20 protein-coding genes and 1 pseudogene are annotated in these 17749 nt (G+C 68.1%); 7 read left to right on the top strand and 14 right to left on the bottom strand.

The features are described from left to right. Window positions 1-126: 126 nt before the first annotated feature. The 6 genes and pseudogenes from GSI01S_RS07890 (at window position 127) to GSI01S_RS20670 (ending at window position 3016) form a co-directional block, all read left to right on the top strand. Window positions 127-1170, top strand: coding sequence for a hypothetical protein (locus GSI01S_RS07890; protein ID WP_006895989.1), 1044 nt, complete (start codon window positions 127-129; stop codon window positions 1168-1170). Continuing rightward, window positions 1167-1946, top strand: coding sequence for a DUF3800 domain-containing protein (locus GSI01S_RS07885; protein ID WP_006895988.1), 780 nt, complete (start codon window positions 1167-1169; stop codon window positions 1944-1946). The genes GSI01S_RS07890 and GSI01S_RS07885 overlap by 4 nt, the downstream gene beginning before the upstream one ends. 178 nt (window positions 1947-2124) lie before the next feature. Beyond that, window positions 2125-2529 carry an ImmA/IrrE family metallo-endopeptidase gene (locus GSI01S_RS07880; RefSeq protein ID WP_006895987.1) on the top strand — a complete coding sequence of 135 codons (405 nt, stop codon included), beginning with the start codon at window positions 2125-2127 and terminating at the stop codon, window positions 2527-2529. Then, window positions 2526-2705: a virulence RhuM family protein gene (locus tag GSI01S_RS07875; RefSeq protein WP_006895986.1), complete on the top strand. Its 180-nt coding sequence runs from the start codon at window positions 2526-2528 to the stop codon at window positions 2703-2705. Before GSI01S_RS07880 ends, GSI01S_RS07875 begins: the two co-directional genes overlap by 4 nt. A 39-nt stretch (window positions 2706-2744) precedes the next feature. Then, window positions 2745-2813 (top strand): annotated as a pseudogene (locus tag GSI01S_RS20765) (RhuM family protein); the annotation flags it as partial. Beyond that, window positions 2801-3016 (top strand): DUF3263 domain-containing protein, encoded by a 216-nt coding sequence (locus GSI01S_RS20670; RefSeq protein ID WP_081598089.1) that lies wholly within the window; start codon window positions 2801-2803, stop codon window positions 3014-3016. The pseudogene GSI01S_RS20765 and the gene GSI01S_RS20670, both read left to right, overlap by 13 nt. Here the strand turns inward: GSI01S_RS20670 and GSI01S_RS07870 are convergent. The 4 genes from GSI01S_RS07870 to GSI01S_RS07855 form a co-directional block, all read right to left on the bottom strand. Beyond that, complete coding sequence (locus GSI01S_RS07870) at window positions 3003-4421, bottom strand: recombinase family protein (RefSeq protein ID WP_039867185.1); 1419 nt, start codon at window positions 4419-4421, stop codon at window positions 3003-3005. The two genes, GSI01S_RS20670 and GSI01S_RS07870, sit on opposite strands and share 14 nt — an antisense overlap. 18 nt (window positions 4422-4439) lie before the next feature. After that, a complete protein-coding gene (locus GSI01S_RS07865) occupies window positions 4440-5189 on the bottom strand; it encodes a ComEC/Rec2 family competence protein (protein WP_006895984.1) in 750 nt (249 codons plus the stop codon). 4 nt (window positions 5190-5193) lie between these two features. Continuing rightward, on the bottom strand, window positions 5194-6234 hold the full coding sequence (locus tag GSI01S_RS07860) for a helix-hairpin-helix domain-containing protein (RefSeq protein WP_039867183.1): 1041 nt from the start codon (window positions 6232-6234) through the stop codon (window positions 5194-5196). Window positions 6235-6347: 113 nt separating this feature from the next. Further along, on the bottom strand, window positions 6348-7217 hold the full coding sequence (locus GSI01S_RS07855) for a GntR family transcriptional regulator (RefSeq protein WP_006895982.1): 870 nt from the start codon (window positions 7215-7217) through the stop codon (window positions 6348-6350). Between the two features lie 94 nt (window positions 7218-7311). Between GSI01S_RS07855 and GSI01S_RS07850 the strand changes: the two genes are divergently transcribed. After that, window positions 7312-8505: an FAD-dependent monooxygenase gene (locus GSI01S_RS07850; protein WP_006895981.1), complete on the top strand. Its 1194-nt coding sequence runs from the start codon at window positions 7312-7314 to the stop codon at window positions 8503-8505. Here the strand turns inward: GSI01S_RS07850 and GSI01S_RS07845 are convergent, their stop codons facing one another. The 10 genes from GSI01S_RS07845 to GSI01S_RS07800 all read right to left on the bottom strand — a co-directional run bounded on the left by GSI01S_RS07845 (window position 8506) and on the right by GSI01S_RS07800 (window position 17593). Further along, window positions 8506-9354, bottom strand: coding sequence for a DegV family protein (locus tag GSI01S_RS07845; RefSeq protein WP_039867181.1), 849 nt, complete (start codon window positions 9352-9354; stop codon window positions 8506-8508). Window positions 9355-9396: 42 nt separating this feature from the next. Continuing rightward, window positions 9397-10107 (bottom strand): diglucosylglycerate octanoyltransferase, encoded by a 711-nt coding sequence (gene octT / locus GSI01S_RS07840; RefSeq protein WP_006895979.1) that lies wholly within the window; start codon window positions 10105-10107, stop codon window positions 9397-9399. Window positions 10108-10113: 6 nt separating this feature from the next. Further along, complete coding sequence (locus tag GSI01S_RS07835) at window positions 10114-10827, bottom strand: histidine phosphatase family protein (RefSeq protein WP_006895978.1); 714 nt, start codon at window positions 10825-10827, stop codon at window positions 10114-10116. Beyond that, entirely contained in the window at window positions 10824-11255 is a 432-nt protein-coding gene (rsfS, locus tag GSI01S_RS07830) for a ribosome silencing factor (RefSeq protein WP_006895977.1), read from the bottom strand. Before rsfS ends, GSI01S_RS07835 begins: the two co-directional genes overlap by 4 nt. Further along, on the bottom strand, window positions 11252-11905 hold the full coding sequence (gene nadD / locus GSI01S_RS07825) for a nicotinate-nucleotide adenylyltransferase (protein ID WP_006895976.1): 654 nt from the start codon (window positions 11903-11905) through the stop codon (window positions 11252-11254). Before nadD ends, rsfS begins: the two co-directional genes overlap by 4 nt. 212 nt (window positions 11906-12117) lie before the next feature. Next, entirely contained in the window at window positions 12118-13521 is a 1404-nt protein-coding gene (locus GSI01S_RS07820; RefSeq protein WP_006895975.1) for a vWA domain-containing protein, read from the bottom strand. 34 nt (window positions 13522-13555) lie between these two features. Next, complete coding sequence (locus GSI01S_RS07815; RefSeq protein ID WP_006895974.1) at window positions 13556-14485, bottom strand: AAA family ATPase; 930 nt, start codon at window positions 14483-14485, stop codon at window positions 13556-13558. After that, entirely contained in the window at window positions 14482-15771 is a 1290-nt protein-coding gene (locus GSI01S_RS07810) for a glutamate-5-semialdehyde dehydrogenase (protein WP_006895973.1), read from the bottom strand. Before GSI01S_RS07810 ends, GSI01S_RS07815 begins: the two co-directional genes overlap by 4 nt. 26 nt (window positions 15772-15797) lie before the next feature. Beyond that, on the bottom strand, window positions 15798-16907 hold the full coding sequence (locus GSI01S_RS07805) for a sensor histidine kinase (RefSeq protein ID WP_006895972.1): 1110 nt from the start codon (window positions 16905-16907) through the stop codon (window positions 15798-15800). After that, window positions 16904-17593, bottom strand: coding sequence for a response regulator (locus GSI01S_RS07800; protein WP_039867249.1), 690 nt, complete (start codon window positions 17591-17593; stop codon window positions 16904-16906). Before GSI01S_RS07800 ends, GSI01S_RS07805 begins: the two co-directional genes overlap by 4 nt. Between the last annotated feature and the right edge of the window lie 156 nt (window positions 17594-17749).

Below are 17749 nucleotides of genomic sequence, written 5' to 3'. Positions count from 1 at the left end.
TCAAGAATGGAACGGAAACTGGTTCCGCCACAGCGCATCAGCGCAGGTCAGAGTGGAACCACATTCTTGTTCTTTCACCTATGGGTTTCTGCGATTCCGTCCTGTTCCGCAGGTGCCGAGGAGTAGATGTTTCTCTTTGATTCCTGCACGATGAACGTCATGACCAGCACGGAGTGGAAACGAGTCGCCGCCGCAGTCGTCGCACGGAGGGCTGAACTCGGAATGAAGACCGCGAAGGAACTCGCGGAGCGCGCCCAGCTGACTCCCCGAGTGATCGGCGACGTTGAGAACGCACGACGGACGAACTACGGAGCCGGGACCAAGGCGCAGATCGAGCACGCGCTCGGCTGGATCCCCGGATCTATCGACCTAGTGCTGCAGGGGGAGCAACCACTCGCTGTGGGTGCCACTGAGAATGCCTTCAAGTTCGACAGGACTGGACGACGCGCTCAGCTTGGCTACCAAGATGCAGCTGCTGACCGCATCCTGAAGCTCTACCTATCCGCAGTGGGACTGACTCAGCTGATCAAGCAAGAACCGGCAACTCCTCAATCCGTACGAGACTTCGCCGACAGCCTCGCTGAGGAGATTCTGAAGGTTTTGGGCGAGACGGTCGGACCCGACGCTTTGCGAGCCTTGTCTGCAGGGTTCCTCCGATTCGCAGACATTGCCGAGAACCACTCTGACTACAACGAAGAAGGAGCCGACCATGACACTGACACCAAACCTGCCTCTGACGCTGATCGTCCGCCGGCCTCGGGAACACCGCGCGAAACGCGCGAAGGTGAGAAGACCTCGTTCGGGCGCGTCGGCCAAGCCCTCTCCGGCGTCCAAGACAAGCCGGACGGCTTGAACGAGCAGCAATCAAGCCTAGAGGCTGGAGAAGTTGTGCACATGGTCCCGCCTCCAGCCGGAACCGCACCATACACACTCGCCGCGTCTGCACACTGGCCCGATGGCGTCGACGTCGACGCCAGCGGCACCGCAGACGAATACCAAGCCTGGCTCGACGACGGCAGCCCTGATACCTGGCGCGTGTACCGCGAACGCCGCAACGCCGGACTACGACCAGCGGCACTCGACTACGGACCCGACGATGAAGGCGAGTCCGAGCGGGCAGCACGCGAGCAAGATGAAGCGGCCGAGGGATCGCAGGATGGCGAGGAGTGACCAACTACCACTTCTGGGAGGACTCGCCAGACTACGACGAGCCTCCCGAGGATGACCCGTGGGAAGAGCCGCTCGACCCGTGGGAAGAGGCCGAACTATTCGACCTGATGGAACGAGAGCGCGAAGCTGCATCGAAGCCCTCGATGCACGTGTTCATCGACGACTCCGGCGATGGCGGGTTCAAGCTCGACAAAGGATCATCCAGCCACCTTGTGATGGCGGCCTGCGTGTTCCGCGACCCAACCGAGATTGAGCACCTGGCAGACCGGATCGAGGCATGCCGGACGAAGTGCAAGCACCGCGGCGAGTTCAAGTATTCGAAAGGCACCAAACGCCAGCGTGATCACTTCTTCGAGTACATCGAACCGGTCAAGTTCGACATCCGCACGATAGTGATCGATAAGGCGATCATCTACAGCCCGACGCTCAGAAGCTCTGCGAGCAAGCTGAAGAGCTTCGCGATCCGCATGCTGCTAACCAAGAACTACGGTCAGATCAACAACGCGAAGGTGATCATCGACGGACTCGACATCAGAGGCTTCGGGATCCCCGACGCCGAGTACCTGATGCGCAAGGTGCACGAGGAACGACCGGGCGTCATCGACTCTGTGCGATTCGGAGACTCCACTCAGAACGTCGGGCTGCAACTCGCCGACATGGTCGCCGGAGCGATCAATGCGCACGTGAAGACACACGCAAAATCCGACAGCACACATTTCGACCTGATCCGCCCGCGGACGTATCAGCCCAGAGGATCACTGTGGAGGTACAAGTGATGACATGGGTCGGCCCCCATGCCTATCGCGTGAAGCGAACGCGCACCAAAGGGAGACTATTCGGCATGAGGGCCTCGGTAGCTACAGTGTTGCACATAGAACCTTGCAAGGGAATTACATCCACGTAATTCCTGGTCAGGATCGGTTTCTGTCGGAGGCTCGTGATTTGGTGTCCGCTATGTACCACCCATGGCGACACGCGCGAGACCTCGGCCTGGCGATCGAGTTCGTCAACGGACTACGACCCCGAGGCACCTATGCAGCCGGGCTCGTCCAGATCCGCGCCGGCCTCTCCCAACGCGAACGCCGCGTCGTCCTCGCCCACGAAATCGTGCACTGCGAGCGAGGCGACGACGGCATCGCCTGCTCCCGCTGGCACCTCCAGAAGCGCGAACGCGCCGTACACCTCACCGCCGCACGCCGACTACTCCCCATCGAGGAGATCATCGCCGCCCAGCACGAACCCGACCCGGCGATCGCACTATGGGTCGACGACTACACGCTCGCGCTCCGCATGCGGCACCTCGACCCGCACGAACGCCGCCAGCTCGACCTCGCCACCGACGAATGGCGAATCGCATGACCGACGACGACCGCACACTGCTCGACTTCGCGGCACGCATCTATCGAGACCGCGGTGCCCACGCTATGGCGACCCTCTTCGGAGTCACGACCCAAGCCATCTCCTCACACATTCTGGCGGTGACGCTAGAGGGTGAACTGAACGCCGAGGCTACTTTCAAGAAACTCTTGAAATAGCCTGGTCATGACAGGTCGATTAACCACTACAGCCTCGACATGATCCTGGCTGTCGGCTACCGCATCCGCGGTCCTCTCGGTGTCGAGTTCAGGCTCTGGGCTTCAACCGTCCTGCGCGAGTACCTCGTCAAGGGCTTCGCGATGAACGACTCACGACTCAAGCGGGCATCACGTACACCGCTGTCCGCACCGAACTCGGGCTCATCGTCACCCGCTACTGGCAACGACTCGGGAGACTCCTCGACGACCCCGATGCGATCGCCTACGCGCCCGTCGTTATCAATCGGCTGCGGCGGATCACCGCCAGATAAGCTCGATACCCTCACCGTCAGGATACGAGCGGCGACCACCACCAATCCGCCAGATCCGGACGTCCACGATCGACCGCACCAGATCGCGGCGATCACGGACATCAAGCGCCTCCCACCGCTGACGGGCACCCGCACCCATCATCGATGCCACCAACGGCGACGACATCATCGACCGGGCACGCTGCTCCGCCGCCTCAATCTGCGGCAGAAGCCTCGCCTCAATCCGCGCCAACGCCGCCGGAGACAAATCACCTTCGGCTGCCGCATCCGTGAAACCGTCGAGCCGCTGCCTGAGCGCCCGCACCTCACCAGCAGCCTCCGCATACCCAGTATCAGAGGCCGCGAGATTCTGCACCAAATCCTGCCCCTCGAGACGCCTGACGACAGCCTCAGACACGAACGGATCGACCCGGTGGATGACACGGGACACACAGAATCGTCCACCACCGACAGTCGGCTGAGAACCTCGGCACATGTACGAGTCGTATCCGCGGTTCTTGATGCGAATCATCGGACTGCCGCAGTGACCGCACAAGGCGATTCCGCTCAGCAGCCACCGCGGCTCACTCCCCCTTGGACGAGTCACCCTCGACGGATCGCTCAGGATCGCGATGACCCGCTCATGGTCCTCCACTGACACCAGAGGTTCCCACACGCCCTTCCCAACGATCTTCCCCCGATGAGTCAGCAAACCCGCGTAGGTGGGGTTCTTGGCGATCGCGCGGAACGTCTGCGAAATCCACTGCCCCGGCGTCCCATCCCGTTTGGGGCGCGGCGCGGGGATACCACGTTCGTTGAAGTCACGGCAGATGCTGTAGATGCTGTCCCCGGCGATGAGTCGCCGCACGATCTCGCGCACGTGGGGCGCAGTTTCCGGGTCTGGTACACGGGTGATGGATTGGCCGGTGTCAGGGTCGCGGAGAATGCGGTACCCGTATGCGAGCTTCCCGTGTGGTCGGCCGGCCTCGCGGTTGGCGCGCATCGACCTCATGATTCGTTCCCGAGTCTGCTCGACTTCTTTCTCGGCGAGGAGTGCGTCGAGGCCGGTGGTGAAGCGGTCGTCGCCGGATGCGAGGTCGTAGGTGCGGCCGGAGTAGGACCAGAGAACGCGGCGGCGTGAGCAGAGGTCTCGGAGGTCGATGTAGGCGCGGAGGTCGCGTTGTGCGCGGGACGCTTCCCAGGTGACGAGGACGTCTCCGGGTTGGAGGATTGAGTCGAGGCGGGCGTAGGCGGTGCGTTGGCCTCGGGAGTAGCGGGAGGCGCCGATGTCGTTGTCGGTGAGGACTTCGGCGACGGTCCAGCCTTCACGGGCGGCGACAGCGCGGCACTCTTTCTCCTGTTCGGAGACGGATTTGCCGTGTCCGCTGGTGTCGGAGGAGACTCGGCAATAGATGATCGCGCGCATGCTCACGGTATACAACCCCTATCGGACAATCAGACCGGAGACAGCGATGAGGTGTGCCAGACCGGCGGCCCGGAAGTCGGCGGCCGTGCGTTCGTCGAGTCCGCTCACATCGCCGAGGACGAGTCCCGGCAGCAATCCCGCCGACCGCTCGGGCAAGGCCCGCAGCGACACATCTCGCAACCGCTCCCGGACGGTACCGGCAGCGCGCTGCCACCACGGCGGTCCCCGCAGCCCGGTCATCGGACCGGTCGCGGTCAACTGCGCGGCCTGCAACCGGTCGGCCGCACGGTCACGCGGTGGCCGGACGCGGACTCGTACGCGGTACCGCTCGCCGGGCAGCACATCCGGGCCGTCCACCGGCGCGGTCAGCTGTGCCGCGACCGGTCGCTGGCGGAGGCCGCTCAGCGCACGGACGGTGACCGGAACGCGCATGCGTCCGCCGGTGAGGAACACCGGGTCGCCGGTGGTCTCCACCTCGACGGTCGGCTTGCCCTCAGCGGTTCGGATCGGTGCGGAGTCGACGGCGATCACTCGCAGGACGACGGCCAGCGCGGACGCCGCGATCAATCCGCACGCCGCTGCGGCCGAGACGCCGATCGCGCGACGCAGGCCCGCGTTCCGCCTGCTCCACACCGCTGTGGCGATTCCGGCAGCCCCGAATCCGGCGCTTATCGACACGCTCACCGCGACCGGCGCCGCGAGCGCCGTCGCCGCGGCCGCCCAGCATCCCGCGGCCGGTGCCGCGAGCCGCAGGTCGGACGTGCGCACCTCGCTAACCGACCGTCACCAGCGGCTTGAGCTTGGCCAGCCTGCCCGGTCCGATGCCGTCCACCTCCGCGAGCCGGTCAACCGAGTCGAACCGGCCGTGAGCCTGCCGCCAGGCCAGAATCGAGGCTGCCGTCACCGGGCCCACTCCGGGCAGCGCGTCCAACTGCTCGGCGGTGGCCGTATTCAGATCGACGAGGCCGGTGCCCGCCGCCGGCGCACTGCCGCCGGGAACCGATGGCGACTCCCCCGCCGGCGCCGAACCCGCCGCCACCACCGCGCTGCGGACCGTCGCCTCCTCCCCGCCCCTGCCGATGAGGATCTGGTCTCCGTCGTGCAGCGGCTGTGCCATGTTCAGGCTCAGCAGATCGGCGCCGGGCCGGGCCCCGCCTGCTCGCTTCAGCGCGTCCGCCACTCGCGCCGCACCGGTCAGTTCCACCAGACCCGGCCGATTGACCAGACCCACGACGCTCACCACGATCCGCGGAGACGACGGCGGCGGTACCGACGCGGAATCGCCGCCGGATGCGGCCGCCGGCGCGCGCGGGCCGGCGCTCGACTCGAAGGCCACCAGCGGCGCCGTCGGCTCGTTCTGTTTCAGCAGTGAGTACCCGGCGATCGCACACGCCACCAGACCGACGACGATCAGGCCGATCGCGGCCGGCGGCAGCATCGTGAACCGGCGACGCGGCGCATCCCATTCGTCGTCCCACGGCTCCTCATCGTCACCGTGCCGGGATCGGTCGCCGTCACCGAGCGACTCGATGCCCGCCGGCTCGTAGCGCTCCGGCTCATAACCTTCCTGCTCATAGCCTTCCTGCTCGTAGTCGTCGGGGCGGTCGGCGCCGTCCTCGTCCTCCGGTTCATCCGAGAGGCAGTCGAATTCAGCCCGCTGCGACCACGCCCGTCGGCCCTGGGGCGTATCGAGCCAGTTCGGCATGCCAGTGACACCCCACGGCGTGTCGGCCCGCGGGGCCGGCCCCGCCAGGCGTGCCAGTGGATCGGCCCCGGTTGCGCGGTCGCGGGCCACCCGCTTGTTCCTCCCCATGCCGGGAAGAGTAGGCAGCGCGCCCGCCGCGCGGCGGTGCCGATCCGGCGATCCCGGTCATCTGTGGACCGCTTCGCCGAACTCCACAGACGCGGCGCACGCGTCGAGCCCGCTCAGCTCACGGACGACTCGATGCCGTCGAGGAATCTCCGCAGCGCCGACGTCAACAGCACCTCGGGATCGTACGGGTACCCCACCTCCATGATCCGGCGCATGTTCGGGAACCGATCCGGTGGCGTCAGTCTGCGCAGCTCCGCCACCTGGGTGTCCATCCACTCGTCGTTGCTCATCCCCGTCTCCGCGGCGTCGGCCAGCTCCGGCTCGAGAGTCAGACCCACCGCCCGGATCAGATTCAGCAGGCCGAGATAGTCGGTGAACGCCTGCACCGGATCGAGTCCGGTGGCGTGAAGCGCGGACAGCATCGATTCGGCGAGCGGCATCGCCTGGGGCATGGCCGCGGGCCGGGTCATCGAGAGCGCGCCCGCCAGCCACGGGTGACGGACCATCGTCGCCCACATCGACGTCGCGGCCGCCTCCAGATCGGCGCGCCACTGTCCCGACGCGTTCGGTGCCCGCACTTCGCCGAGGACCCGGTCCACCATCGCGAACTCGAGTTGTTCCCGGCTCGGCACGTACCGGTAGACGGCCATCGTCGGAATCTCGAGCGCCGAGGCCAGCCGTCGCATCGACACCGCGGCGAGCGACTCGGCGTCGGCGATCGCGACGGCCGCGCTCACCACGCCGTCCGCGGTCAGCACGGCGGGGTCGCCGCCGTCCGGTGCGAGCACCACGCTGCCCCGTCCGGGCACCGACTCGATCAGACCGTCCGCCTGCAGCAGCGAGAGCACGCGGCTCGCCGTCGCCATCGCCACGTTGTGGTCGCGCATGATCGCCCGGGTGGATGGGACGGCGTCGCCCGGGCGCAATCGCCCGGTGACGATCCGCATTCGCAACTCGTCCGCGATCTGCTCCGCTCGGCTCATCTGACCGCCCTCCCCCAGTGCTCTAGTGCACTTTTACGAAAAGTACACGTGAACACCGTATCGCAGTGCACTCGATACGGCGTACGGTCGCACCATGAAGAAGTTGGAGATTCTCATCAGCGGCGCATCGATCGCCGGCCCCGCATCCGCTCTGCTCCTGGCCCGGCAGGGGCACCGGGTCACCGTGGTCGAACGGGCTCCCCGGCTCCGCCCCGGCGGCCAGACCGTCGATCTGCGCGGGGCCGGACGGACCGTGATCGACCGAATGGGACTGACGCCGGCCACCGACGCACGCCTGCTCGACCAGCGCGGGATCGCGACGGTCGACGCCCGCGGCCGACGACGCAGCGAACTGCCCGTGGAAGCCTTCGGCGGCAACGGCATCGTCTCGACTCACGAGATCCTGCGCGGCGATCTCGCCGAGGTGCTCGTCGGGGCCGTGCCGGAGTCCGTCGAGTACCTGTGGGACGACTCGGTACGCGCCATCGAACAGCACACCGGCTCGGTGACCGTCTCCTTCGAGCGCGCCCCAGACCGCTCGTTCGACCTGGTCGTCGGTGCCGACGGGCTGAGGTCCGCGGTGCGCCGCGCCGCCTTCGGCCCCGACGACCGCCATCTGCGGCCGATCGGGCTGCGGTACGCCTGGTTCACGGCGACCATCGATCAGCCGCTCGACGGCTGGTATCTGATGCACAACAGCCGCGGCGGCCGAGTGGTGTCGGCCCGCCCGTCACGCGTCGACGGGACGGTCAAGGCCTCGCTCGCCGTCCGCGGAAGCGACCCGGAGCCGCTGCACGACCGCGAGAGCCAGTGGCGCATGCTCGAGGAAGCGTTCGACGGCGTCGGATGGGTGGCGCCCCGATTGCTCGAGCAGATGCGCTCGGCGACCGACTGGGCCTACGCCGATCTCGCTCAGGTGCGGATGGAGCGTTTCGCCTCCGGGCGGGTGGCGCTGGTCGGCGACGCCGGCTACTGCCCGACGCCGCTGACGGGTCTGGGCACCACCCTGGCTCTGGTCGGGGCATACGTCCTGGCCGGTGAGCTCGGGCGTTCCGGCGGCGAGGTCGCGCCCGCGCTCACCGAGTACCAGGCGGTGATGCGGCCGTTCATCGCGCGTACTCAGCAGCTGCCGCCCGGCGGCGCATCAGGGTACGCGCCGTCGAGCCGTGCGGCCGTCGCCCTGAGCCGCTTCTCCTACTGGTCGATGGACAAGTGGCCGATGCGGTCGTTGCTCGCCGGCCAGTTCGCCAAGGCCGACGGCATCGATCTGCCCGACTACGGCGCGTGATCAGCGCAGGGGTCCGAGTCCGTGTCCGAGGCTGATGCCGACCGCCCCCGGCCCCACGTGGCTGCCGAGCACGGCGCCGAGATCGACGACGATGGTGGAGGTGATGTTCTCCAGGCGCCTGCTGATCTGCGCGAGCACCTCGGTCGCCAGGTCGGGGTTCTGACAATGCTGGATCCCGACTGTCACGGCGTCGTCGCCCGCGAGTTCCACGGCGGCGTCGAGCATCTTCGCGACCGCCTTGGTGGACGTGCGATGCCGTTCGCGCAGCGTCAGGAGTCCGTCGGACATGTGCAGGATCGGCTTGATCGCCAACGCCGAACCGAGCAGGTGTCCGGCGGCGCTGATCCGGCCGCTGCGCCGCAGATTGTCCAGCCCCTGCACGCAGAGCAGTGATTCGGCCGTCGCGGCCGCCCGGACCGCGGCCTCGTACACCTCGTCCCGAGACGCGCCGTTCTCGGCCGCCTGAACCGCGGCCATCGTCGTCAGGCCGAGCGAGATCCCGACCGAGCGCGAGTCGACGACGCGGACCTCACCGTCGGTCTGGTCCGCCGCCAGACGCGCGGCGCCCCACGTGCCCGACAGCCTGCGCGAGATGTGCACGGCCACCACCCCGTCGCCCTGGCTGGCCTCCCACGCCTGCGCGTACGCGCGCTTGAGATCGCCGAGGTTGGCACCGGACGTGGTGACCTTCTGGGAGCCGATGACGTCGGGCGGGATCTCGTCGACGCCTTCGGCGTACTGGGCACCGTCCTCGGTGTGCAAGTACAGCGGCACCTGGCCGATCCCGTGCTCGTCGAGGAGTGTCGCGGGCAACCGCGAGGACGAATCGGTGACGACGACGACTGGCACCCCTACACGGTAGCCGGTCGGTTTGGGTGATTCGACGGTGAGTCAGCCGAGAACGGCGCGGACCGCGGGCGTCATGAGCGCGGCGATCCGTCGGTGGGCCTCGAATCCCCAGTGGATGCCGTCCGGGTTCATCTCGACCGCCGGGTCGGCGAACGCCTCCGCCGTCACCGGATAGAAGTCCACGGTCGGCAGTCGGTGGCGTCGCGCCCACTCGCTGATCGCGGCCGTGGTCGGGATCCGGCCCGGGTGGACGTTTCCGTAGTACGGGCTGTCGTGGGTCGGAGGCAGCGCGACGACGACCGGCAGATCCGGACGCAGGTGCGCGAGCGCACCCCGGATCTTCTCGAAGTAGCGTGCGGTCTCCGCCGGCGGAATGGCCATGGGCCAGCCGATCGGCGACAACCGGGGCTGCAGCCAGCCGTAGGCGCCGCGCACCGCCTGGCGCAGCTTCGCCGGCCGCACGTATCGGATCTGCTCGCGCAGCGCGGTCGGCAGCGGCGACGGCAGCGAGTCCATCCCGCCGAACGCCAGCACGAGGACCTCAGCTTCCGGCACTGCGGCCCACACCCGCGGGTCCTGCGTGATCGCCCACCAGATGTCGCGGCTGGTCCAGCCGATACGCGCGAAGAGTTCGACGTCGCGGCCGGTGTCCGCACCCACCAGGTTGGGCCAGATCCGCGGATCGTCGGCGGCGAGCCCTCCAGTGGCTCCGTAGAAGGACAGGGAGTCGCCCAGCACCATGATCGAACCCATAGCGGTCTACTGCACCGTGCTCTCGGCCGACTCCGCGGAGGCGTTCCAGACGTCCAGACGCCACACCGGTTCCTCACCCGGCAGGGCGTGGCCGGACAACTGCACCCAGCTGGTGTTGGCGAGGCCTCCGAAAATGGGCCAGTTCTCCACCGGCAGCCCGAGCAGACCCGCGGTCAGCGCGGCGATCACCCCGCCGTGCGCCACCAGAACCACCGGCGCCTCGGCGTTCTCGCCCTGCCCCCAGTCGTCGAGACGGTCGACGAGTTCGGTGACCACCGGGACCGACCTGCCCGCCACCTCGACGCGTGACTCACCGTTCGGCGGCGCCCAGTGGGCGTCGTCGCGCCAGTGCCTGCGCGCACCGGGCGCGACGGTGTCCACCTCGGTGTGGGTCATACCCTGCCAGTCGCCCAGATGCGTCTCCCGCAACCGGACGTCGGTCTCCACCTCCTGGCCGGTCACCGCGGCCAGCGCGAGCGCCGTGTCGTAGGCGCGGCGCAGGTCGGAGGAGCGGATCAACCGGGGTCCACGAGTGGCGAGAGCCCGGCCGGCGACGGCCGCCTGCGCCACCCCGACCGGCGACAGCTCGGTGTCGAGTTGACCCTGCATCCGCCGTCCCGCGTTGTACTCGGTCTGTCCGTGGCGCAGCAGGATCAGCCTGCGGACGATCGGAGTCAGCCGTTCGACACTGGTGTCGCCGGCGTCGGGTTCACTTCTCATTCGCCCGTCGCGGATTCTGCGCCGGAGGGTTCACCGTCGTCCTCGGCGGCGCGATCGCGCGACGGCGGCTCGATGCCGTCGATCTCGATCGCCGGGCAGTCCTTCCAGAGCCGTTCGAGCCCGTAGAAGTCGCGCTCGTCGTCGTGCTGGACGTGCACGACGAGATCGCCGTAGTCGAGCAGCGCCCAACGGCCCTCACGCGTCCCCTCCCGGCGCAACGCCTTGTATCCGGCTTCGCGCAGCTTGTCCTCGATCTCTTCGACGATCGAGTTAACCTGCCGTTCGTTGTCCGCAGACGCGATGAAGAAGGCGTCGGTGATGACGAGCGTGTCGGAGACGTCGAGGGCGACGATGTCGGTCGCCACCTTGTCGGCGGCGGCCAGAGCCGCGATCGTCACCATCTGGCGGGCTTCGGGAGAAGCGGTCACGCGAGGTCCTTTCGGTACAAACCGTGCTTGGCGATGTACTGGACCACTCCGTCCGGTACCAGGTACCAGACCGGGCGTCCCGCGGCGGCGCGTGCACGGCAATCGGTCGAGGAGATCGCCAGCGCGGGGATCTCCAGCATCTGCAGGGCATCGGCCGGTTTGGCCGCCAGATGCTCCATCAGATGTGTGGCATTCAGTTCGTATCCGGGTCGCGAGACTCCGATGAAGTTCGCGAGCTCGAAGAGGTCTTCCCAATCATGCCAGGAGAGAATCGTCTCCAAGGCGTCCGCACCGGTGATGAAGTACAGTTCGTCGTCCGGATAGGTCTTCCGGAGGTCGCGGAGGGTGTCGACGGTATACGTCACGCCTTCGCGATCCACGTCCACCCGACTCACCGTGAACCGCGGGTTGGAGGCGGTGGCGATGACAGTCATCAGGTACCGGTGCTCGGCGGGCGAGACCAGCCGCGACGGGTCGGGCGCGTGGTCGCCCTCCTTCTGCCACGGTCGGCCCGTCGGGACGAAGACCACCTCGTCGAGTCCGAAGCGGTGGGCCACTTCGCTGCCCGCGACGAGGTGCCCGTTGTGGATCGGATCGAACGTCCCGCCCATCACGCCGATCCGGCGGGGCGCGCGTGCGGCCTGTGACATGCCGGTTGAGTCTACCGGGAGCGGTTCGGGCGGCGGTCGCGGGCCGGGGTGCGGGGTCGGGAGGGTTTCGACTCGCTCCGCTCGCTCAACAGGCCTGGGAAGAGTCGCTCAAACAAGCCTGGGGAACGGTCGCTCAACCAGCGTGCAGAAGGGGCGCTCAGCCGGCCTGGGAAGGGTCGCTCAGCAGGCCTGGGGAAGGACGTGCGGGAGTGTCAGACCGGGAGCAGGTCGGCGATCACTCTCGACAGTTGGTCGGCGTTGCGGCACTCGAACATCTCGATCACCTCTGCATACTTGCCGGCGTCCGAGTCGCCGGAGTCCCACGACGACCGGCGTTCCGGGTTGAGCCAGTAGGCGTTGCGGACACGGTCGCGCATCGCGGCGAGGGCGTCGGCGTGCGTCGGGCGGAAGTTGTTGCGCGCATCGCCCAGAATCAGCAGCGCGCTCTTGTGCGTGAGCGAATCACCGTAGCGGGCGTTGAACCCCTTGAGCATGTGACCGTAGTCGGAGTGGCCGTCGCGCGTGCTGATCGAGGCCTCGGTCAGCATGCGGTGCATCCGCTCGCCGAACTGCTCGTCACCGCTGCCGCGGTCGAAGAACTCGGTGACCTCGTCGACCGTGTCGACGAAGGCGAACACCCGCACATGGGAGAACTGCTGGCGAAGGGCGTACACCAGTTGCAGCGTGAACTGACTGAACCCCGCGACCGAACCGGAGACGTCGCAGATCACGACCAGTTCGGGTTTGCCGGGCCGCGGCTTGCGGCGGCGCAGCTCGATCGGCACGCCGCCGGTCGACATCGAGGCTCGCAGCGTGGCCCGCACGTCCACCTGGCCGTGATGGTTGCGCCTGCGCCGGAACTCGAGCTTCGCGGCCAGCAAGCGCGCGATCGGTGCGATCGTGCGCCGCATCTTGGCCAGATCCTGCGGATTGGCCGAGAAGAAGTCGATCATCTCCGGCAGCTTCGGCACCGCGTACTGGCCGACGGCGTCGCGCCCGCGCACCTCGGCCATGCGGCGCTGCGTCTCGGTCGTCACCGCGTCCCGCAGCCGTTCGGTCGCGTCCCGAGCCGCGCGACGGCTCATCGGATCCGTGCCAGGCCGCCCGCCCGACTCCGTCGGCTCCCCGCCGGCCATCGCCGCCGCGATACGGGCGATCAACGTCTGCGGCGAGATCGCCGTCATCGCCTGATAGGTCGAGTACGCCTCACCGCGCGCGGACTCGTACTGTCCCACCTCGCCGACGATCATCGCGACCAGCTGGTCGAACCGGCCGTCGCTCATCGCCTCAGCATCGGCGAGCACATCCGCGGTCAGCTCCCGCAGGGCCTGCACGTCGACGTTGCCGTCCGCGTCGCGCGGAACCTCCATGGCCGACCGCCGCGCCGCCGAGCCGAGCGGGAACCACAGCTCGAAACACAGATCGAAGGTGTCGCGGTGAGTGTGGTCGCCCAGCAGCGTCGCAGCGAGCCCTTCCCGCAGCGAGTCGCGGTCGAGCAGATCGAGCACGCTCATCGCCTGCCCCGCGTCGATCAGACTCGACGGCCCCACCGTGATGCCGCGGCTGCGCAGGTCGTCCACGAAACCGGTCAGGGTGTCGACGAGCGGCTCCGTCATCGACTGCGTGATCCCATCAGTGACATCCCACCGCTCATCTGTCACCGAGTTTGAGTTCGCGCAGTGCGGTCTTCACATCCGGGCGGTGTTTGAGCACCACTCCCAGAGTCCGCGCCACCAGTGAGTCGTCGATCCGACCCGACGCGACGTCGGCGCCCGCGGTCATCGCCAGAAGGGTGTTGCCCCAGTCGATGGTCTCCGCCACCGACGGCTTCTTCTTGATGTCGAGGGTCCGCAGCACCCCGACGATCCGCACGATCTCCTCCGCCAGCCGGGCAGGCAGCTCCGGCACGCGGGAGGCGAGGATCTCCCGTTCGAGTTGTGCGTCCGGGAAGTCGATGTACAGGTACAGGCAGCGGCGCTTGAGCGCCTCCGACAGTTCGCGATTCGCATTCGACGTCAGGAGCACGATCGGACGGCGGACCGCGGTCACCGTCCCCATCTCCGGAATCGTGATCGCGAAGTCGCTGAGCACCTCGAGCAGCAGACCCTCGATGTCCACGTCGGCCTTGTCGATCTCATCGATCAGCAGCACCGTGGGCTCGGTCCGCGAGATCGCCGTCAGCAGCGGCCGTGCGAGGAGGAACTCCTCGGAGAAGATGTCCCCCTTCGTCGCATCCCAGTCCCGATGACCCGCCGCCTGGATCGCGAGGATCTGCTTGGCGTGATTCCACTCGTACAGCGCCCGGGCCTCGTCGATGCCCTCATAGCACTGCAGCCTGACCAGCTCCGAGCCGGTCGCCTGCGCCAGCGCACGGGCCAGCTCCGTCTTGCCGACACCCGCGGGGCCCTCCACCAACAGCGGCTTTCCGAGCCGGTCGGCGAGGAAGGCCGTGGTGGACGTCGCGTCGTCGGCCAGATAGCCGGTCTGCTTGAGCCGTGACCGGACGTCGTCGACCCCGGTGAACGCGGGCCGCACATCGTCACGCACGACGGGACCGCCGAGGTTCTCCGCCGCGCTCATGCGGGACGGATCTGTCCGTCGCCCCACACCAGCCATTTGGTCGAGGTGAGTTCCGGAAGCCCCATCGGCCCACGCGCATGGAGCTTCTGCGTCGAGATGCCGATCTCGGCGCCGAAGCCGAACTGCTCGCCGTCGGTGAACGCCGTGGACGCGTTGACCATGACAGCGGCCGCGTCGACACGCGAGGTGAACTCGTTGGCCGCCGAGAGACTTCCGGTGATGATCGCTTCGGTGTGACCGGTGCCGTACGTCGCGATGTGCTCGATCGCGGCGTCGATGCCGTCGACCACCTTGAGCGCGATGTCGAGCGAGAGGTATTCGCGGTGCCAGTCGTCCTCCGTGGCGGGTTCCATTCCGGGTTCCTCACCGTGGATCACCACTCCCTGAGCCTGCAGCGCAGAGGTGATCGGAACCAATGCTCGGTCGGCGATCTCGCGGTCGATCAACACGGTCTCGACCGTGTTGCAGACGCTGGGCCGACGGGTCTTGGCGTTGAGCACGATCCGGGTCGCGACGTCGACATCGGCATCCCGGTGGACGAAGATGTGGCAGTTGCCGGTTCCGGTCTCGATGGTCGGGACCTTGGCGTTCTCGACGATCGCGTTGATCAGTCCGGCACCGCCGCGCGGGATCACCACGTCCACCAATCCGCGCGCCTGGATCAGCGCGGTGACGCTCTCGCGGCTCTCGCTCGGCAGCAACGACACCGCGTTCGGGTCGATCTGGTGGTCGCGCAGCACTCCGCGCAGCACCTCCACCAGCGCCGCGTTGGACGCCGCGGCCGACGACGACCCGCGCAGCAGGACCGCGTTTCCGGATTTGAAGGAGATGCCGAAGCCGTCGACCGTGACGTTGGGGCGGGCCTCGTACACGAATCCGACCACGCCCAGCGGCACCCGCACCTGACGCAGTTCGAGACCGTTGGGCAGGGTCTTCCCGGCCAGTACCTCGCCGATCGGATCGGGCAGCGCCGCCACCTGGCGCAGGCCGCCGGTGATGCCCGCCACGCGCTCCGGGGTCAGACGCAGTCGGTCGACCAGCGACGCCTCGGTGCCTGCTTCCTCGGCGCGACGCACATCGTCGGCATTGGCTGCGAGAACGTCCTCGGCTGCCGAGTCGATTGCATCGGCGGCCGCCAGCAGCACGGCGTTCTTCTGCGCGGTCGTCAGTGGCCCGAGCGTGCGGGCGGCCTTCTTGGCGGCGGTGGCGAGTTCGGTGACCGCGGCCGTGACGTCTGCCGTCACGCCGGCGGTCGCGTCGACCGAATCGGCGGTGGGTGCACTCATGACTCCAGGGTAGCCGCGACGGCCGGTCACACCCGCGGCAGCCGCACGGTGAACGTCGCTCCCCTGCCGGGCCCGTCGCTCGCGGCCGACAGGCTGCCGCCGTGCTGTTCGACCAGAGCCCGCGCGATGGTGAGCCCGATCCCGCTGCCACCGTGGTCCCGATCGCGGGCGGTGTCAGCACGATAGAACCGGTCGAAGACGTGGGAGAGATGGTCGGAGGCGATACCGTCGCCGGTGTCGGCGACCTCGATGACGGCGTCCGGATCGGCACAGCGCGTCCGCAGCGTCACCGCGCCACCGTCAGGAGTGTGCCGCAACGCGTTGGCCAGCAGATTTCCCAGGACTTGGCCTATCCGTGCGGGGTCGGCGCGGACGGCTGTCGCCGCATGCGCCTCCACCCGCAGCGTCACTCCCTTCGCCGCATACGCCTCCCCCGCCGCGGCGGCCGCCGACTCCGCGAGTTCACGATCGGTGGTCCGCACCGGCATCACCGACAGCACGCCCTCCTGCGCCTGCGACACCGCGGTCACGTCCTCGGCGAGACGGCGCAGCCGGCCGGTCGCCGCATGCAGGATGTCCATCGTGTCGGCGTCCGGCCGCCGGACACCGTCCTCGACGGCTTCGAGATACGAGTCGATGGTGGCGAGCGGGGTGCGCATCTCGTGGGCGAGGTCCGAGAGCATCCGGCGGCGCGTCGCCTCGGTCTCCGCCAGCCGTGCGGCGAGCCGGTTCACCGCTGCGGCGAGCGCGTCGAACTCCCGTCCCATTCCGCCGCCGTGCACCCGCACGTCGTACCCGCCGTCCGCGATCCGGGCGGTCGACGCCGCCACCGCCGTGACGGTCCGTTGCGCGCGTCCGGCGAGGTACCAGCTCACCGCGAGCGCGGACACCGTGGCGATCACGGCGGCCAGTCCCCACGACACACCCACGGCAGCGGCGAAGGCGCGTTCGACGTGCATCGCCTCGCTCGAATCGCGGTCGATTCCCGCTTGACGCAGATGCTCATGGAAGATCCTCGGAGCGACGAGCCACGCGATCATCAGTGCGCACGCGGTGGTGGCGACCACGACCGCCGCCATCACGAGCATCAGTCCGGTGCCGACCGCGAACCGGCTCGGCCGACCGGTCGCGGTCATCGCCCGGTGCCCATTCGATAGCCGACGCCGCGAACGGTGCGCACATATCGTCCGTGGGCCGCGTCGTCGCCGAGCTTGCGTCGCACGTGGCCGATGTGGACGTCGACGAGGTGGTCGTCGCCGACCCATTCCGGGCCCCATACGGCGTCGATGAGACGACTGCGCGAGAACACCGTTCCGGGGGCCGACGAGAGCACCTCGAGAACATCGAACTCGGTGCGGGTCAGATGGACCGGCGCGCCTGCCACCCGCACCTCTCGGCCGGGAACGTCGATGGACAGGTCACCGACCACGCGGACCGTGCCCGACCGGCCCGCCGCCGCTCCGGCGAAACCGTTGCGAGGACGCCTCATCCGCGCCTGGATCCGTGCCGACAGCTCGCGCGGACTGAACGGTTTGGTCACGTAGTCGTCCGCCCCGATCGACAGCCCCACCAGCGTGTCGACCTCGTCGGCGCGTGCGGTCAGCATCACCACGTAGGCGTCGGAGAAGGTGCGCAGCCGGCGGCACACCTCCACACCGTCGAGTCCGGGCAACCCCAGATCGAGGACCACCACGTCGGGGTCCACACTTCGCGCGCGGGCCACCGCCTCGCCCCCGTCGCCGGTCACTGTGACCTCGAACCCATCCCGCTCCAGGTACGACGCCACCAGCGCCGCGATCGCCGCCTCGTCCTCCACCACCATCGCCCGTGCCGACATGGCCTCCATCTTGACCGGAATCCGGCCGGGATCTCATCTACCCGGGTGCCGACGGTCCGGAGCTTGAGCAAACCTTCACAGAAGGGTCATCGAACGAGGCGAGTCCGTGCGGCAGACTGGCTCGAGACCACCACGGAAGGA

It is taken from the genome of Gordonia sihwensis NBRC 108236 (assembly GCF_000333035.1).
Lineage (GTDB): Bacteria > Actinomycetota > Actinomycetes > Mycobacteriales > Mycobacteriaceae > Gordonia > Gordonia sihwensis.
Note: the sequence above shows the minus strand (reverse complement) of the source record. Positions and strands in the feature narration are given on the sequence as shown.

What these genes read in the sequence shown, in the direction of transcription:
- GSI01S_RS07890 (WP_006895989.1), top strand. Translation starts at nt 127, where the DNA reads ATGTTTCTCTTTGATTCCTGCACGATGAACGTCATGACCAGCACGGAG.
- GSI01S_RS07880 (WP_006895987.1), top strand. Translation starts at nt 2,125, where the DNA reads ATGTACCACCCATGGCGACACGCGCGAGACCTCGGCCTGGCGATCGAG.
- GSI01S_RS07875 (WP_006895986.1), top strand. Translation starts at nt 2,526, where the DNA reads ATGACCGACGACGACCGCACACTGCTCGACTTCGCGGCACGCATCTAT.
- GSI01S_RS07870 (WP_039867185.1), bottom strand. Translation starts at nt 4,421, where the DNA reads ATGCGCGCGATCATCTATTGCCGAGTCTCCTCCGACACCAGCGGACAC.
- GSI01S_RS07860 (WP_039867183.1), bottom strand. Translation starts at nt 6,234, where the DNA reads ATGGGGAGGAACAAGCGGGTGGCCCGCGACCGCGCAACCGGGGCCGAT.
- GSI01S_RS07855 (WP_006895982.1), bottom strand. Translation starts at nt 7,217, where the DNA reads ATGAGCCGAGCGGAGCAGATCGCGGACGAGTTGCGAATGCGGATCGTC.
- GSI01S_RS07850 (WP_006895981.1), top strand. Translation starts at nt 7,312, where the DNA reads ATGAAGAAGTTGGAGATTCTCATCAGCGGCGCATCGATCGCCGGCCCC.
- octT (WP_006895979.1), bottom strand. Translation starts at nt 10,107, where the DNA reads ATGGGTTCGATCATGGTGCTGGGCGACTCCCTGTCCTTCTACGGAGCC.
- GSI01S_RS07835 (WP_006895978.1), bottom strand. Translation starts at nt 10,827, where the DNA reads ATGAGAAGTGAACCCGACGCCGGCGACACCAGTGTCGAACGGCTGACT.
- nadD (WP_006895976.1), bottom strand. Translation starts at nt 11,905, where the DNA reads ATGTCACAGGCCGCACGCGCGCCCCGCCGGATCGGCGTGATGGGCGGG.
- GSI01S_RS07820 (WP_006895975.1), bottom strand. Translation starts at nt 13,521, where the DNA reads ATGACGGAGCCGCTCGTCGACACCCTGACCGGTTTCGTGGACGACCTG.
- GSI01S_RS07815 (WP_006895974.1), bottom strand. Translation starts at nt 14,485, where the DNA reads ATGAGCGCGGCGGAGAACCTCGGCGGTCCCGTCGTGCGTGACGATGTG.
- GSI01S_RS07810 (WP_006895973.1), bottom strand. Translation starts at nt 15,771, where the DNA reads ATGAGTGCACCCACCGCCGATTCGGTCGACGCGACCGCCGGCGTGACG.
- GSI01S_RS07805 (WP_006895972.1), bottom strand. Translation starts at nt 16,907, where the DNA reads ATGACCGCGACCGGTCGGCCGAGCCGGTTCGCGGTCGGCACCGGACTG.
- GSI01S_RS07800 (WP_039867249.1), bottom strand. Translation starts at nt 17,593, where the DNA reads ATGGTGGTGGAGGACGAGGCGGCGATCGCGGCGCTGGTGGCGTCGTAC.